This window comes from Streptomyces sp. PSU-S4-23, assembly GCF_055632315.1.
In genome coordinates this window covers 3,712,977-3,726,750 of record NZ_JBVMUU010000002.1, presented here as the reverse complement: position 1 = coordinate 3,726,750, position 13,774 = coordinate 3,712,977, and the positions used below count along the sequence as shown (strand labels likewise).

Genomic DNA, 13,774 nt, shown 5'->3' with positions numbered 1-13,774 from the left:
TGACCGAACGGACCTGGGTGCGTTCGTGCAGAACAGGCAATGGTTTAACCGATTTTCCTTACTGCGGTTTGAGGTTGAACTTCCAAAGCCCGAGAACTCGGTCTTGCTCCCAATAATCCTCGGGTACCAGTTTGGCCATGAGGGCAGGCGGAGGTTCCTCGCTCAGTGCCCTGATATCGCCGCCATCGGTAGTTGTAGCCTGCCGGAATCGAGCCGTGTAGAGGGTGCTGAGCGCTCCGAAGAAGGCAAACCCCTGTTTGGCGATCTCTCGCATTTGGTCTTTGTCGACGTCCGGAGCGAAGTCATAGTTGATCCTTGTGACTCGACCACGACTGTCGAACTGCGCCCTCTGCGTCGGTATCCAACCGCCGTGCCATGCTAGGAACCACGCCAGTTTCAGTTCCGCCGGATCCTTGATCACCTTTCCGGCGCTCAACAGCTCCACCCCAGCCGTTGTCATGAGCCGCTGATCGCTCTCATCCGCGGCTTCGACCGACTTTTCCAGGTCTGCATCCATCAATACAGATACGGTCAAGGGTGGCTTTCCGCCCAGAAAAGCGTCACCGAGGATGCCCATCTCGTTCGCCATCATGGCGGCAGACACTGTGAGTCGCTGTTGCCCCACGTCTCGCTGGAATGCGGATGGGGGAACCAGCGTCCATAGATTCGGTCCACTCCAATAGTGTGCGTACAGCAAGCGCCCGCCGGTGGCGCGTGCGTATGCCTCCGTCGCCTCCATGTCCTTGGCTCGAACTTTGACTTTCTTCTCCTTGCCAGGTGGCACGAGCTTCACCTCGACAAGAAGCACGGTCCCGTCGTGGAGAATGATTCGAAAATCGGGGGGTCGGAGCTCGCCATCGGCGTCATCGAAGTAGTAAGAGCCGGAGTCTTCCGTCTTGATCAAGCGAATACCGCCGAGGGCGACAATCACGGCTTCGAAGGCGTACTGTGCCTGCTGCCCCTGCAATCGAGAGATATTGTCCAGTGAGGCGCGGAGTGCATGACCAATAGCAGCCATGGTTTCTGGATGCCGGTCCCGTAGGAGGGTTTGCCCATTCGGCTCCGGCAAGGCCATATGAACCAGCGGTAGCACTTCGAGCCCCAGCTCGCCCTTTCGGCCACGCTTGATCGTCATCCCCGTCCCCTCGTCGTTCCCGCCCTTCACTCATGGTCCCACGATCCACCTGGCCGCCTCGCCAATTTATGGCGCGGCGGAGCCAGCGGGATCCTGTGTTTTGTCTTCCCGAGACTGAGCTTGTCACTCCACGCACGTCAGGGGGGATGTGGTCAGTGCCGTCGTGTCCGCGGCGGTCGCAAGGCTGTGAGGGTGGCTGCCGCGTGCACCGGAGCGTGGGGGCTCTGTGCTCGGCTGCGGGCCTGTGCTGCGCGGGCCCGCGCGCTCGGTGCCGGCCTTGCGCTGAGTCGCTGTACGCGCCAGGTCAGTACCCGTGCGGGGCGGCGGGCGTCGTCCAGCGCACGATGGTCGACGGCCTGCTGGAGGAGTTGCTCCGGGTTGTGGCCTTCGGCCTCGGCTTCAGCGAGGACAGCGGTGAGAGCATCGAACGCGGGATCTTCGATGATCTGCTCCAGGCGATCGGGCACGGCCTGGCGTAGGTGGAGCATGTGCCGGTCCACGGTCTCCTGGGGAGGCCGACAGCTGGCGAGGGCGGCCAGCGGGGCAGCTGCCACTTGGTCGTAGGCGGCCTGGAGATGGAGCAGGGTCTGGTGGGCTGCGGCGACTTGCTGGTCATGGTGGCGGAGCTGGTGCCAGCGGGCGGCGGCGATGACGACGAGGATCGCGGCGTCGAGGAACATCGCCAGGACGGCGCCGTCCTTGGGCGCGGGCTCGCGAAGCATGGCCCGTACGGCGCCGCGTAGTGCTCGGCCATGGTAGTGCTCGGCCTGGATGCGAGAGCGGGTGGCGCGTTCGAACGCCGAGGCTGCTTCTCGGAGTTGGGGCCGCAGGGTCTGGGGTGCGAGGAGGGGGAGGGCGTGGAGGGCTTCGCCGAAGGCGGCGAGGTGCGCCTGCGAGGCTTCGTCGTCGGTCTGGTCGAGGTGGCGCGGGATGCGTTCAGTGGAAGTGGTGGCCTGGTGCCAGGGGTTGGGCCTGCGTCGGTCCGGCTCGCCAGTCGGCTGCGGCTCGATGTTCTCCAGGCGCTTACGGATTTTGGGGAAGGACAGGTCGGGGGCGAGTTCGGAACCAGAGAACCAGACGGGCTCCTTACCAGCGGTGGTGGTGTCTTCGGCAGCGACCTTGTATCCGCGGACGTCCCCCGAGGGGAAGCAGACGATCTCGACGAGCACGCCGTCGATGTGGCTGAGCAAGTGGACGAACTCCTCCATGCTGGAGGCGGCGGCCACAGCGGTGCGGACGGTAGTACGCAGGCGTTCGCGGGCCGACTTTTCCTGCCCGGTGCGTCGGGCCTTTTCCTGTTCGGCACGGGTGGGCCGCTTCGCGGCCGTGCGGTCCCCGCGTACGACGCGGAATAGGCCGTACTCCTTCTCGATGGCCGCGAGTTCGCGGTCGGCGGTGAGGTAGTCGTTCCAGTGGCGGGCGGTGCGCAGATCCGCGCGGATCTTGGTAGCGGCGATGTGGATGTGGTCGGGGGCATGGCGGACTGCGACCCAGCGGCAACCGTCCGGATCGCCGTCGGGCGCGATGCCGGTGGCCGCGACGACCCTGCGGGCGATGTCGGCCCACTCGTCGTCGCTGAGGATACGGTCGGTCTTGGCGGCCCGGATCGAGCAGTGCCACGTGTGCTTCTCGGGGGCACGGCCCAGTCGACGGGCCTGCTTGACGTGTAGGTCGAGGTCGGCCACGAGGAGCCTCCTGGTCGCGTCGGCGTTCTCGGTGCGGCCAGGGTCGGGGGCGAAGCCGTCCCAGGAGGCGACCAGGTGCGGGTCGGTGTGGTCCTTGGCCTTCTTTGCGTCGAACAGGTACCGGATCAGGCCCGCGGTTTCCTTGCCGCTGTTGATCTTCGCGATCACCGGGCCGCCTTCTTGGAGACGGCCTGGTTCGCAGCTGCCGCGATGTGGCGGACAGTGGCGCCGATGGTGGTCAGGGTGTGCTCGGCCTGGGTCAGGACGGCGGTGTCCCCAGGGTGTGGATGGCCGCCGGAGTTGAGCTTCCTGGCGATCTGGTTGATGTTGTGGCCGATCTTGGCGACCTCGCCACGCAGGGCCGTCAGCTCGTCGATGTAGTCGTCCAGGGGGGTGCGCTGGCCAGGCAGGGCGAGGTCGCCCTGGACGTGGGCCATGACGACGGCGCCGACGTAGTGGGCGCCTGCGATGTTCAGTGAGCGGGCCATGCGCAGGATGTCCGCCTTCTCGTCGACGCTGTAGCGGGCGTCGACACGCTCCTTACGCTGGCCGTTCGGATCGGGCTTGCGACGTCGAGCGACACGGTGCAGCGCGGCGGCTTCGGCGGCACGTGGCAGCGCGACGGCGGTGGTGTCGACGGACTGTTCCCCCTCGGGCACCCCCTGGTGTCCGAGTGCCTCCGCCACCCCCGGGGCGGAGGCATCCCCGTCGGAACCGTCCTTGGACGGTCCAGCGGGATACCTTGCTGCGCGGTTGAGGTGGTCGGTCATCTCCTGCTGAGGGGTAGAGAGTTCGCGGTGCGGATCGTGCATGGGGCGGTTCTCCGTGGGGTGCTGGTGCCAGGTGCTTCGCTGCGCGGCCCCCGTGCCCCCGCGCTTGTCTGCACGGGCGCACGGGGTAAGCCAGATGGGTGGGGCGATCGGCGCGAATCGCAGGGGGTCAGAGAGTGCCGACGGAGGCAGTGCCCAGTTCCCTCCGCCGCTGGGAGGCGGCTTCGTCGAGTTCGGCCTGAAGGGTGTCCTTCAGCCTGTCCGCCTCCTTCCTGCCGATGGTCAAGTGCTTGCTGCGAAACGTGTCTTCGATGTGGCGGCGCGAGGCGCGACCCTTGCGCCCCAGTGGCGCGGTGCGCGCGATGGTGAGCCGTTCGGGGGAGATCTCGCCGGCCTCGTGGCCCTGCGATTCGACGAAGGGCTGAGGGGCCTCGGACATTTCGGCGGAGGCCGAAGCCGCGTCGGCTGAATCCGGCGCCACGTCGGCGGGCGCGTAAGCCACGTCGGCAGCGGTTGGCTCTGGGGCTTCGGGAGCGGGAGCAGCGGTCTTGGCGCCGCTGGTGCCGTTGTGGCTGTGAACGGCGAGGTTGTGGCTCTCGGTGGCGTTGGGCTCCTGCAGGCGGGGCCTGGGCTGGCGGTGGATGACGATGTAGAGGTGGACGGCGCCAGCGAGGGCAAGTGGGGCGATGGCGGACAGGGCGCTGACGGTGAGGTCGTCGAGCCGAAGCCCGCCTCCTGGGCGGGTCTGCTGGTTGAGGCGGACGGCGTGCAGGGCGTTGGCTCCGATGCTCGTCACGGTTGCGGCGCCGACGAGTATCCATACGTAGACGCGGGACCATGTCGAGGCGGCGCGCAGCATCACTAGGGCGCCCACGCCGATGGCGATGAACCCGTCGATCACGAGCGGGAAGGCGTAGGTGAGAAACCAGCGGATGTGGATGGCGACGGCCATCTGTCGGAGGGCGTCGTAGGAGAGGGCGAAGGCGAACACGGCGAGCAGGGCGATGCCGAGACGTATCGCTGCGGTGCCCGATACGGCGGAGAGTTTGATGGTGGGGACGGTCAAGCGGGGCACTCCAGATGCGGTTGGGTAGCGGTCGCGCGGCAGGGGCGTGGGGTGGCCACCGTGAGGTGCGGTGACTCGTACCACTCGTTGCGTGCCTGGTCAGGGCAGGTACGAGTGAAGTGGTGATGCCGAGATGACTCGTTGCGGGCCGATCACTCGTCCCCGCGCTGACCTGCGCGGGGACGAGTGCGACGAGTTGGCGCGGGTCAGGCTGCGGTGCCGGGCAGCGGCTCAGCCGCTGGCTCGGCGGGCCCGGCCGCAGGCTTCGGCTCAGGGCAGTAGCGGGCCCAGGTGTCGAGGAATTGGTTGCGCGCGAAGCCCTTGGCCTGGGTGCCGTCGGGGAAGCGACGGTTGGCCGAGCTGATGCCGTAGGGCTTCAGCAGCAGCTGCAGGCCGCGCGGGGTCAGCCCGTTGGGGCCGTACTCGGCCCAGGGCGCTTCCTTGTCCGCGTTGAGGGCCTCCAGCAGGCGCTTCGTCCCCAGTACCGCCGGGTCGTTCTCGGCGGAGAAGGCCCGGCGGATGCCGATCAGGAGGCGGGTGCGCAGGCCGCCTTCCTCGTCCTGCCCGGCCTCGTAGTCGGTCATGACCCGGCAGGCGGTGCGGGCGAGTGCCGGCCACTCGCCTCCGGCGAGGTCGGCGATGACCACCAGGGGTTCCCAGGTGTCCGCCGCGCGGTCCTCGACCGGCATGGGCGGCTCCATCTCCAGCGCCTGGGCGTACAGCGGCTTGAGCCAGGCGGAGAGCCGGTCGCGGATCGCGTGGAGAGCGGGGGTGTCTCGGGTGGTGCGGAAGGCCGCGACCTTCTCGCCCACCGCGCGGCGCCGCATCCGGATGACCACCGACCGGTCCATGACCGTGTCCGGCAGGTCGTTGATCCCGGCCAGCGCCGCCATGGCGAACGTGGGGAACGCGGTGGGCTTGTGCTCGGGCCCGGTCACCCTCAGCGTGGGCCGGTTGCGCTGGTGCCCGGCGTTGATCAGGCCGCGCACCTCCTCGTTCTTCTCCGCCGCCTTTGCGGTGCTGAAGAGGGTGTCGGCCTCGTCGACCAGGAGGGTCGGCGGGTCTTCGTCGTCGATCGAGCGGAAGATGGCCGCCGCGCTGGCGTTGACCGTGATCAGCGGTTTGCGCACGGTCTCGGTCACCACGTCCAGCAGCCGTGACTTGCCGCACCGTTTCTCCGGAGCCACGATCGCCAGACGCGGTGCGTGCTGCCACGCGCGCTGCAGGTGCGTCGCCGCGATCCACAGCGTGACCGCGGTCAGGGCCTCCTCGCTCGGCATCACCACATACCGCTTGATCTGCGCCCGCAGGTCGGCCAAGATCTGCGCGTCCTCGGAGTCGGGCGACGCGGTCGGCACCTCAACTAGACTTTCAGGTACATCCGGTGAAGGCATTGCAGAGCCGACGACCGGCTGGCCGGGGACAGCGACCTGCGGCCACGAAGGCGTGTCGGAGTCGGAATAGGGCTCGGCTCCCGCATGTTCCACAGGGCAGCTCCTCGTCTGGTGGTGGCGGGCTTGCGCGCCCTTGCCGCCGGGTTGGTACTTCACGGGCCGTACGGGGTTGCTGGAGCCTCCGGCGTTGCACCGCCGGGGGCTCGTCCCGTTCTCGCGGGCACCAGGCGACCGCGAGGGAACACGGACCGTACGTCCGTGCCGGGCAACAGTCCAGCGTTTTTGTGTCAGCTCAGCGCAGAACGGTTTGCTACGCTGCCGCCCTTTCACGCCGCCAGCCCGAGCAGATCCAACAGATCCGCGGTCACGACCCGATAGGCGTTGCCGAGACGTAGCACCTTGCACGGGTAGGCGCCCCGCTTCGCCAGCTCGTACCCCTTGCTCCGCCCGAGACCCAGAGCACGGTTACTTGTGTCCAGGTCAATAGCCACGGGGAGGGCGAGCAGCTCCTCCCGGCTCATCCCTTTCGATCGTCCGGCTGTCGCGTCTTCGCGCATGCAGTGCGCCCCTTTCGGTACAGCCCTCGGCGAACGCGATCATCACGTCCGGCTCCAGGCGGGTACCAACCATCATGCGCAAGCTACTGTGTCTTCATGACACAACACGGTGTGGATGCTGATGAGGACCACGTCCCGGAGTGGGCGGACCGGATCAAGGCCAACGTGGCCGGCGAAGTCCGGCGGAGAAGGAAGGAGATGGGATGGAGCGCACAGGACCTTGCGGACCGGTGCGAGCAACTCGGGCATCCGATCCCGCGCAACGTGATCGCCAACATGGAGTCCGGCCGTCGGGTCAACCTCCCCCTCGTGGACGTCATGGTCCTGGCTGCAGCCCTGGAGACGTACCCGGTCTGCCTGATCTTCCCGGTCGGCTTCGTCGAGGAGACCCAGGAACTCCCCTTCCAGGACCTCATCCCCACCTGGGATGCCCTGCGGCGCTTCACTGGCGAGCGGGAGGTGCCCATGTACGACGCGGGCCTTGTCCCCGATTTCGAGCACCACGCCAGCCTCGTACGCACCGCCCTGGCCGCGCTCGACGAGGAAGAGCGGGCACGGTTTACGGCCAAGACGGCAACCACCCGCGCCCAGCAGGAAGAAGCCGAGCGCAAGCGGGCCAAGTACGCCGACCAGGCCATCTCTGCCAAGTACAGCCTCCGCCACCTCCGCCGCGAGCTCCGCGAGGAGGGTGCCACCCCACCTGGCCTGCCACCTGCCCTGGGCGACGTAGACCCGCCCGAACCCGAAGCCAACACCACCCCGGAGGAACGTCTTTGAAGGGCTCCACCCACCGCCGCTGCTACTGCCGCGACCCCCACACCGGCAAGCCGCTCGGCAAGAAGTGCCCGAAGCTCTCCGGCCGCAAGCACGGCTCGTACTCCATACGCCAGGAACTCCCGTCCCGAGAAGACGGCACCCGCCGCTCCTTCAGCCGCGCCGGTTACGACTCCCTCAAGGCCGCCCAGGCGGACCTCGACCACGTGCGCGCGCTGGTCGGCCTCGCCGACGCCGACGACGCCGAGGGCCTGGCCCAGATAGCCGAGTTGCTGGAGAAGGTGGCCGACGAGAAGGCCCCGCTGCCGAACATCGAGGCGACGCGCAGGCGCCTCAGCCATGGCCTGGACCTGACGAGCCGACTCACCGTCGGCGAGTGGCTGGACATGTGGCTCGCGGGCAAGAAGGGGCGACAGAGCGCCATCAGCCGCGACGAGAGCAACATCAGGGTGCACCTGAAGCCGCGCATCGGCCACTACCGGCTCGACCGGCTACGAGTCGCCCACCTGTCGGAGATTTTCGAGGCCATAGCCGAGGCCAACGTCGAGATCGCCGAGGGCAACGCAGCCCGCCGCAAGGCGTTCGAGGACCTCGCCCAGATCCCTTGGAAAGGCCGCGAGCCCCGAGCCCGCCGCAAGGCGATGAAGGCAGCCATCGCCGAGATGGAGCCCTACCGCCGCATCGTCGGTCCAGCCACACGCCAGCGCGTCCGCTCCACCCTGCGGGCCGCACTCAACGCCGCGATCGCCCAGCAGCTCATCACCTTCAACCCGGCCGCCCACGTCGAGTTGGAGGCGGGCAAGCGACCCAAGGCCCTCGTATGGACCGAGGAACGCATCCTTCACTGGAAGCGCACCGGCGAGAAGCCGTCGTCGGTGATGGTCTGGACACCGGAGCACACCGGCCTCTTCCTCGACCACGTCGCGGAGGACCGCCTGTACGCCCTGTTCCACCTGATCGCGTTCCGCGGACTGCGACGGGGCGAGGCGTGCGGGCAGAAGTGGACCGACACCAACCTCGACGCCGGCCTCATCACCGTCGCCAAGCAACTCGTCGTGGACGGCTGGGAGGTGTACGAGGACGACCCCAAGACCGACGCCGGCGCGCGGACCATCGCGCTCGACTCCGACACGGTCCAGGCCCTCAAGCGGCACCGCGCCCAGCAGGACAAGGACCGTAAGGAGTGGGAGAACGCCTGGGTGGAGACCGGACGCGTCTTCACCAAGGAAAACGGTGAGCTGCTCCACCCCGCCAACGTCACCCGGAGGTTCATCGAGCTGTACGAGGAGATCGACCTCCCGCCGGTCCGGCTCCACGACCTCCGTCACGGTGCCGCGACCCTCGCCCACGCGGCCGGGGCCGACCTGAAGGACATCCAGGAGATGCTCGGCCACTCCTCGATCACCATCACGGCCGACACGTACACGAGCCTGCTCCCCGAGGCCGACCTGGCGATCGCCGAGGCCGCAGCCCGGCTCGTCCCGCGCGCCCGCGCCACCTCCGAAAACACCGCCCCAGAGGCGGAGGCCGAGCCCGACGACGCAGAGCATCCCGGCCCGGAGCCCGTGCCGGATGATGTTGATCCGTTGGGAGGAATTTCGGAGATCAACTCTCCGTCCGCTCACGCACCGCTCACGCAAACGGCCCCGGAGGAGGAGTCCGAGGCCGAGTAGAAGCCCTCCCTGGGGGATAAATCCCAGGTCAGAGCGGTAACGCGTTGTGCCCCCGGCAGGATTCGAACCTGCGACACCCGCTTTAGGAGAGCGGTGCTCTATCCCCTGAGCTACGAAGGCGGGACGTGCGGGGGATCGGCGCAGAGGATCTGGTGGGATCCTCTGGTTGAGATCACTGCACGTCGCGGTACCTGTTCCAGGTCTCAGGCGGAGGCGGTGCCCGTCATGCGGGTCCCGGTCCTCCCCTGGTGGCGTGGAGAAGTACCGGGGAACAGCGTAGCGGACGCGCGTGCGGGCCGTGGGGGTGATCAGTGTTCGGGACGGCCCTGACGGGACGGGGCGGTGCGGTGCGCGTGGCTGAGGCGACTATGGCGAGCGCCCGGCGTGTCGAGCCGGTCACGTGTGGTGTGCAGCGGCCTTCGGCGGGGGCTCATCGGCCTATGGGGGCGGAGGCCGGGGTTGCCGTGCACTTCCGGTCGCGGGGTGTCTGTTCGACGCGGTCGGCGGTGCGTCGAGGTCTCCGGTCAGGGTGCGCGGCGGCGCGGATCTGTTGTGGCCGGGCAGGGCCGGAGAGGCCGAGCGTGGCCTCGGCCTCTGTGAAGCCCTTCGTCGGGCCCCGTGGTGTGGCCGGTGCGGTGTTTCTCGTCCGTCGGCCGGGCAGCTCGGGGCTGTTTGGCTCTCCCCGGCTGGTTCGACGTATGTCAACATAGATGTATGTCGAACGCCGAGGTGCTGCCGCTGCTCGAAACCGCCGACCAGGGTGTGGTGCCGTGCTGTCCGCCGCTGACCGAGCGGGCGATGACCGCGGAGGAGGCGGAGACGGCCGCCCGGATGTTCAAGGCGCTCGGCGACCCGGTCCGGCTGCGCCTGTTCTCCGCGGTCGCCTCGCACGAGGGTGGCGAGGCGTGCGTGTGCGACATCTCCGACGTCGGTGTCTCCCAGCCGACCGTCTCCCACCACCTGAAGAAGCTCAAGGAAGCCGGCCTGCTCACCTCCGAGCGGCGCGGCACCTGGGTGTACTACCGCGTCGAGCCGTCCGTACTCGCCGCCATGGGGAGGCTGTTGGTCGCTCCGTCCGCGGTGTGACCGGCGGCATCACCGCCGTACGGCGCTTGGGGGGAGCACCGGTAGGGTCCGGGGATGGACAACCGGCCTCTGCGTCTCACGGTTCTGGGCTGTGCGACGCCGTATCCGAGCGTGGACAACCCGTGTTCCGGCTACCTGGTGTCCCGCGGGGACACGCACGTGTGGGTGGATGCGGGCAGCGGGACACTGGGGCCGCTGCAACGTCATGTCCGGCTGGACGAGTTGGACGCGATCTGGATCTCGCATCTGCATGCCGATCACAGCGCCGATCTGCTCACCGCCTACTACGGCGCTCTGTACGCGGACATCCGGCTCGCCGCGCCGATCCCCCTCTACGGGCCGCCGGGCATCGCCGACCGGCTCGCGGGCTTCCTCACCAACACCTCGGTGCGCAGCCCGGTCGAGTCCGCCTTCGCGGTCACCGAGGTGTACGACGGGCACAGCGTGACCGTGGGCTCGCTCGGGCTGACCAGCCGGGCGGTGGCACACGGCATCCCCGCCTTCGCGCTGCGCGTCGAGGCCGCGGGCCGGACGCTGGTGTACTCCGGGGACACGGCGCCGTGCGCCGCCCTGACCCGGCTGGCCCGTGGATGCGACGTGCTGCTGTGCGAGGCGGAGAGCGCGCACGAACCGTCTGACGGGGAGAAGGTGCATCACACGCCCGAGGAGGCCGGCGACACGGCGAGTGCGGCGGGCGCGGGACGGCTGATCGTCACGCACGTGGGGCGGTTCCTCACCCCGCAGCAGGCGGTGGCGCGTGCGGCGACGCGCTACGACGGTCCCCTCGCCTACGCCACACCCGGGTCGGTCTTCGAGATCGGAGGGGAAGGGGGAGGGGAGGGCTAGGGGCTGGGGGCTGGGGGCTTCGGGGTGGCTGGGGGAGCTGATCGCTCTGCCGAGAGCCGTTCGCAGCGCCCGGGCGGCTGACGCCGACTCCGGCACCGGGGCCGGTGGCGCTCGCTCGCGCCGGGGCGGTGGCGGTGCTCAGCCCCGCACCCGTGCCCGTCGGCGGTGCTCGCGCCCGCAGCGCCGCCCGGTGGTGCTACCGCAGCCGCGTCTCCAGTCCGTCCAGCACCCGCTCCAGCCCGTACTGGAAGCCCTCTTCGCGTGCCGCCCGCGGGTCCTTGCCGCGTTGTTCCGCGTAGCCCTCGCGCAGGTGGGGGTATGCCTGGGCCGCCTGTTCCGCGGCCGGCCACAGGCGTTCCACCCACTCCTGTTCGTCCTGGCCGCTGCGGGAGAGGACGGTCAGCCAGGCCGCCTCGCTGGTGGCCATGCCCGTGACGTACGCGAAGACCGTCGCCACCGCCCGGTCGGCCTCGCCCGCCGGGAAGCCCGCCGTGGTGAACAGGCCCAGCATCGCCTCCGAGAGGCGCATCCAGTTCGGGCCCAGGTACGACAGGCCCATCTCGCCCAGCACGGAGGCGATCCACGGGTGCCGCAGCATCGTGGCGCGCAGGCTGTGCGCGCAGCGTGCCGCGTCCTCGCGCCAGCGCGCGGGGTCGGCGGTCTCCGGCACCTCGATCTCACCGTAGATCTCGTCCACGGCCAGTTCGATCAGTTCGTCCTTGTTGGCCACGTGCCGGTACAGGGACGTGGCTCCCGCGCTCAGCCGGTTGCCCAGCTTGCGCATGCTCAGCGCGTCGATGCCCTCCGAGTCCAGCAGCCGCAGCGCCTCCGCGACGATCTGCTCACGGCTCAGTGCCGGCTGCTCGCGCCTGCCCCGTGGACGGGTCCATACCGACTGGATCACCTGTTCAGGGGAGGGAGATGGGGATGGCATGGGGCTTCCTTCCTCGTCCGTCCGCGCCGACCAGCCGTTCACTGCCCAACCGCTGCAGTCGATCACCCCGGCGCCGCCTGCCGACAACCTTAGCGCGCTCGGCGCACACCATGCGCATGATGCGTACGGCTGGAAATAGTGCGTACGGCGTTCGCGAGCGGGGTGTGTCGTTCGCGAGCAGCGTGTGTCGTGTCCCCTGCCTGGTCTTTTCGTGCCGGGGCCCGGTTCTTGCCGACGGGTCGAGTGCTTCGGTCGTGGCCGAGAGGCGTCGCTTGCGCACGCTGTGTCGGTGCGTACGGTGTTCGCACACCGAGTACGTTGTACGCATCGGTCAATCGGTCAGTGGAGGGGTTATGTCGCAGAAGGAGAAGGGGCACGTCACCTGGGACGCCCGGGGCAACTGGGAGGCCAGCGGCGGCTGGGGGGTGAGCGATTCCCAAGGGCGGGGCTTCCACCTCGGCCACTGGCAGGCCCGCCTCGACCGGCTGCGTCAGGCCCACCATGTGCCGGGCGCTTCCCTGGCCGTCCTCGACCGCGGTCACGTGCACGAGACGGCGAGCGGCATCCTGCACCGCGGGACCGGGGTGGAGGCGACCACCGACTCCGTCTTCCAGCTCGGTTCGCTCGCCAAGATCTACACGGCCACCCTGGTCATGCAGCTCGTCGACGAGGGACGCCTCGACCTCGACGCCCCCGTCAAGCGGGTACTGCCCGACTTCGCCGTCGGCGACCCCGAGGCCACCGAGACCATCACCACCCGCCGGCTGCTCTCCCACACCAGTGGACTCACCTGCGACTTCACCTATGACTCGGGACGCGGTGACGACTGCCTCGCCCGCTATGTCGAGGCCGCCAGGGACGTGGGGCTCGACTGCCCCACCGGCACGGCGGTGTCGTACAGCAGCGTGGGGTACAACGTCCTCGGCCGGATCGTGGAGGTCCTCACCGGGCTCACCTGGGACGAGGCCCTCAAGGAGCGGCTGCTCGTGCCGCTCGGGCTCACCGGGACCATGACCCTGCCCGAGGAGGCGCTCTCGCACCGGGCGGCGATGGGACACCTCGGGGAGCTGGGGCAGGACCCCGACCCCGCGCCGGCCTGGGATCTGATGCCGCGCTCCGCGGGCCCGTACGGGCGGGTCCTGGCGACCGCCGGTGACGTCGTGCGGCTCGCGAAGATGCACCTCGACGGCGGCGTCGCCGGGGACGGCACACGGCTGCTCACTCCCGGCAGTGTGCGCGCGATGCAGCGCCGCGAGGTCGATGTGCCCGACAAGTGGACGGTCAGCGCGGACGGATGGGGACTGGGCTGGACCCTGTACGACTGGGCCGGCACACCTGGGTTCGGGCACGACGGCGCCGCGACCGGGCAGTACGCGTTTCTGCGGGTGGTGCCCGAGGCCGGCGTCGTCCTCGTGCTGCTCACCAACGGAGGCGACGCCCGCCGGCTGTACGAGGAGCTGTTCGGCGAGTTGCTGCGCGACCTCGCCGGGGTGCGGATGCAGGAGCCGTTCGGGCCGCCCGCACGGCCGGCCGCCGTCGACATCGCGCCGCTGACCGGCACCTACAGGCGGGAGGGCATGCTCATCACCGTCAGCGAGCAGGACGGCAAGGGGCACCTGGTGTACGAGTTCGTCGACGGGATGAAGGACTTCTCACCGCCGCTGGAGATGGACCTCGTGCCCGTCGCGCCCGATGTCTTCGCGGGGCCGGGCTCCGGGGCCTACAGCGCTGACTGGATGCCGGTGGTGTTCTCCACGCTCGCCGACGGCACCGGGTGCGTGTACATCGGGATGCGGGCGGCGCCGAAGGTGGGCTGACGACGGGCGCCGGCCCACACGGGAGGGGCACCGAAGC

Annotated in this window: 12 protein-coding genes and 1 tRNA gene; 5 read left to right on the top strand and 8 right to left on the bottom strand. The window is 69.1% G+C overall.

Features of this window, described 5'->3' with window-relative positions; all coding sequences use genetic code 11:
* Positions 1–58: 58 nt before the first annotated feature.
* From ACZ79I_RS17065 to ACZ79I_RS17040, 6 genes are all read right to left on the bottom strand, one after another.
* A complete protein-coding gene (locus ACZ79I_RS17065; RefSeq protein WP_471498305.1) occupies positions 59–1,135 on the bottom strand; it encodes a hypothetical protein in 1,077 nt (358 codons plus the stop codon).
* Between the two features lie 152 nt (positions 1,136–1,287).
* Positions 1,288–2,988 carry a relaxase/mobilization nuclease domain-containing protein gene (locus ACZ79I_RS17060; RefSeq protein WP_471498304.1) on the bottom strand — a complete coding sequence of 567 codons (1,701 nt, stop codon included), beginning with the start codon at positions 2,986–2,988 and terminating at the stop codon, positions 1,288–1,290.
* On the bottom strand, positions 2,985–3,632 hold the full coding sequence (locus tag ACZ79I_RS17055) for a MobC family plasmid mobilization relaxosome protein (RefSeq protein WP_471498302.1): 648 nt from the start codon (positions 3,630–3,632) through the stop codon (positions 2,985–2,987). Before ACZ79I_RS17055 ends, ACZ79I_RS17060 begins: the two co-directional genes overlap by 4 nt.
* Positions 3,633–3,759: 127 nt before the next feature.
* Positions 3,760–4,656 carry a DUF2637 domain-containing protein gene (locus ACZ79I_RS17050; RefSeq protein WP_471498301.1) on the bottom strand — a complete coding sequence of 299 codons (897 nt, stop codon included), beginning with the start codon at positions 4,654–4,656 and terminating at the stop codon, positions 3,760–3,762.
* A gap of 206 nt (positions 4,657–4,862) precedes the next feature.
* Positions 4,863–6,050: a DUF3631 domain-containing protein gene (locus ACZ79I_RS17045; protein WP_471505019.1), complete on the bottom strand. Its 1,188-nt coding sequence runs from the start codon at positions 6,048–6,050 to the stop codon at positions 4,863–4,865.
* Positions 6,051–6,376: 326 nt separating this feature from the next.
* A complete protein-coding gene (locus ACZ79I_RS17040) occupies positions 6,377–6,607 on the bottom strand; it encodes a hypothetical protein (protein WP_471498299.1) in 231 nt (76 codons plus the stop codon).
* A 111-nt stretch (positions 6,608–6,718) separates the two neighbouring features.
* Between ACZ79I_RS17040 and ACZ79I_RS17035 the strand changes: the two genes are divergently transcribed.
* The gene (locus ACZ79I_RS17035; RefSeq protein WP_471505017.1) at positions 6,719–7,384 is read left to right on the top strand and encodes a helix-turn-helix domain-containing protein; all 666 of its coding nucleotides are present in this window, start codon (positions 6,719–6,721) and stop codon (positions 7,382–7,384) included.
* Positions 7,381–9,054, top strand: coding sequence for a site-specific integrase (locus ACZ79I_RS17030; RefSeq protein WP_471498298.1), 1,674 nt, complete (start codon positions 7,381–7,383; stop codon positions 9,052–9,054). Before ACZ79I_RS17035 ends, ACZ79I_RS17030 begins: the two co-directional genes overlap by 4 nt.
* Positions 9,055–9,101: 47 nt before the next feature.
* Here the strand turns inward: ACZ79I_RS17030 and ACZ79I_RS17025 are convergent.
* A tRNA-Arg gene (locus tag ACZ79I_RS17025) sits at positions 9,102–9,174 on the bottom strand.
* Positions 9,175–9,768: 594 nt separating this feature from the next.
* On the opposite strand from ACZ79I_RS17025, the gene ACZ79I_RS17020 reads away from it, so the two are divergent.
* Positions 9,769–10,140: an ArsR/SmtB family transcription factor gene (locus tag ACZ79I_RS17020; RefSeq protein ID WP_471498296.1), complete on the top strand. Its 372-nt coding sequence runs from the start codon at positions 9,769–9,771 to the stop codon at positions 10,138–10,140.
* A gap of 54 nt (positions 10,141–10,194) precedes the next feature.
* On the top strand, positions 10,195–10,986 hold the full coding sequence (locus ACZ79I_RS17015) for an MBL fold metallo-hydrolase (RefSeq protein WP_471498295.1): 792 nt from the start codon (positions 10,195–10,197) through the stop codon (positions 10,984–10,986).
* A 196-nt stretch (positions 10,987–11,182) separates the two neighbouring features.
* Here the strand turns inward: ACZ79I_RS17015 and ACZ79I_RS17010 are convergent, their stop codons facing one another.
* On the bottom strand, positions 11,183–11,920 hold the full coding sequence (locus ACZ79I_RS17010; RefSeq protein ID WP_471498293.1) for a TetR/AcrR family transcriptional regulator: 738 nt from the start codon (positions 11,918–11,920) through the stop codon (positions 11,183–11,185).
* 353 nt (positions 11,921–12,273) lie between these two features.
* Between ACZ79I_RS17010 and ACZ79I_RS17005 the strand changes: the two genes are divergently transcribed.
* Positions 12,274–13,737 carry a serine hydrolase domain-containing protein gene (locus ACZ79I_RS17005; protein WP_471498292.1) on the top strand — a complete coding sequence of 488 codons (1,464 nt, stop codon included), beginning with the start codon at positions 12,274–12,276 and terminating at the stop codon, positions 13,735–13,737.
* Positions 13,738–13,774 lie beyond the last annotated feature (37 nt).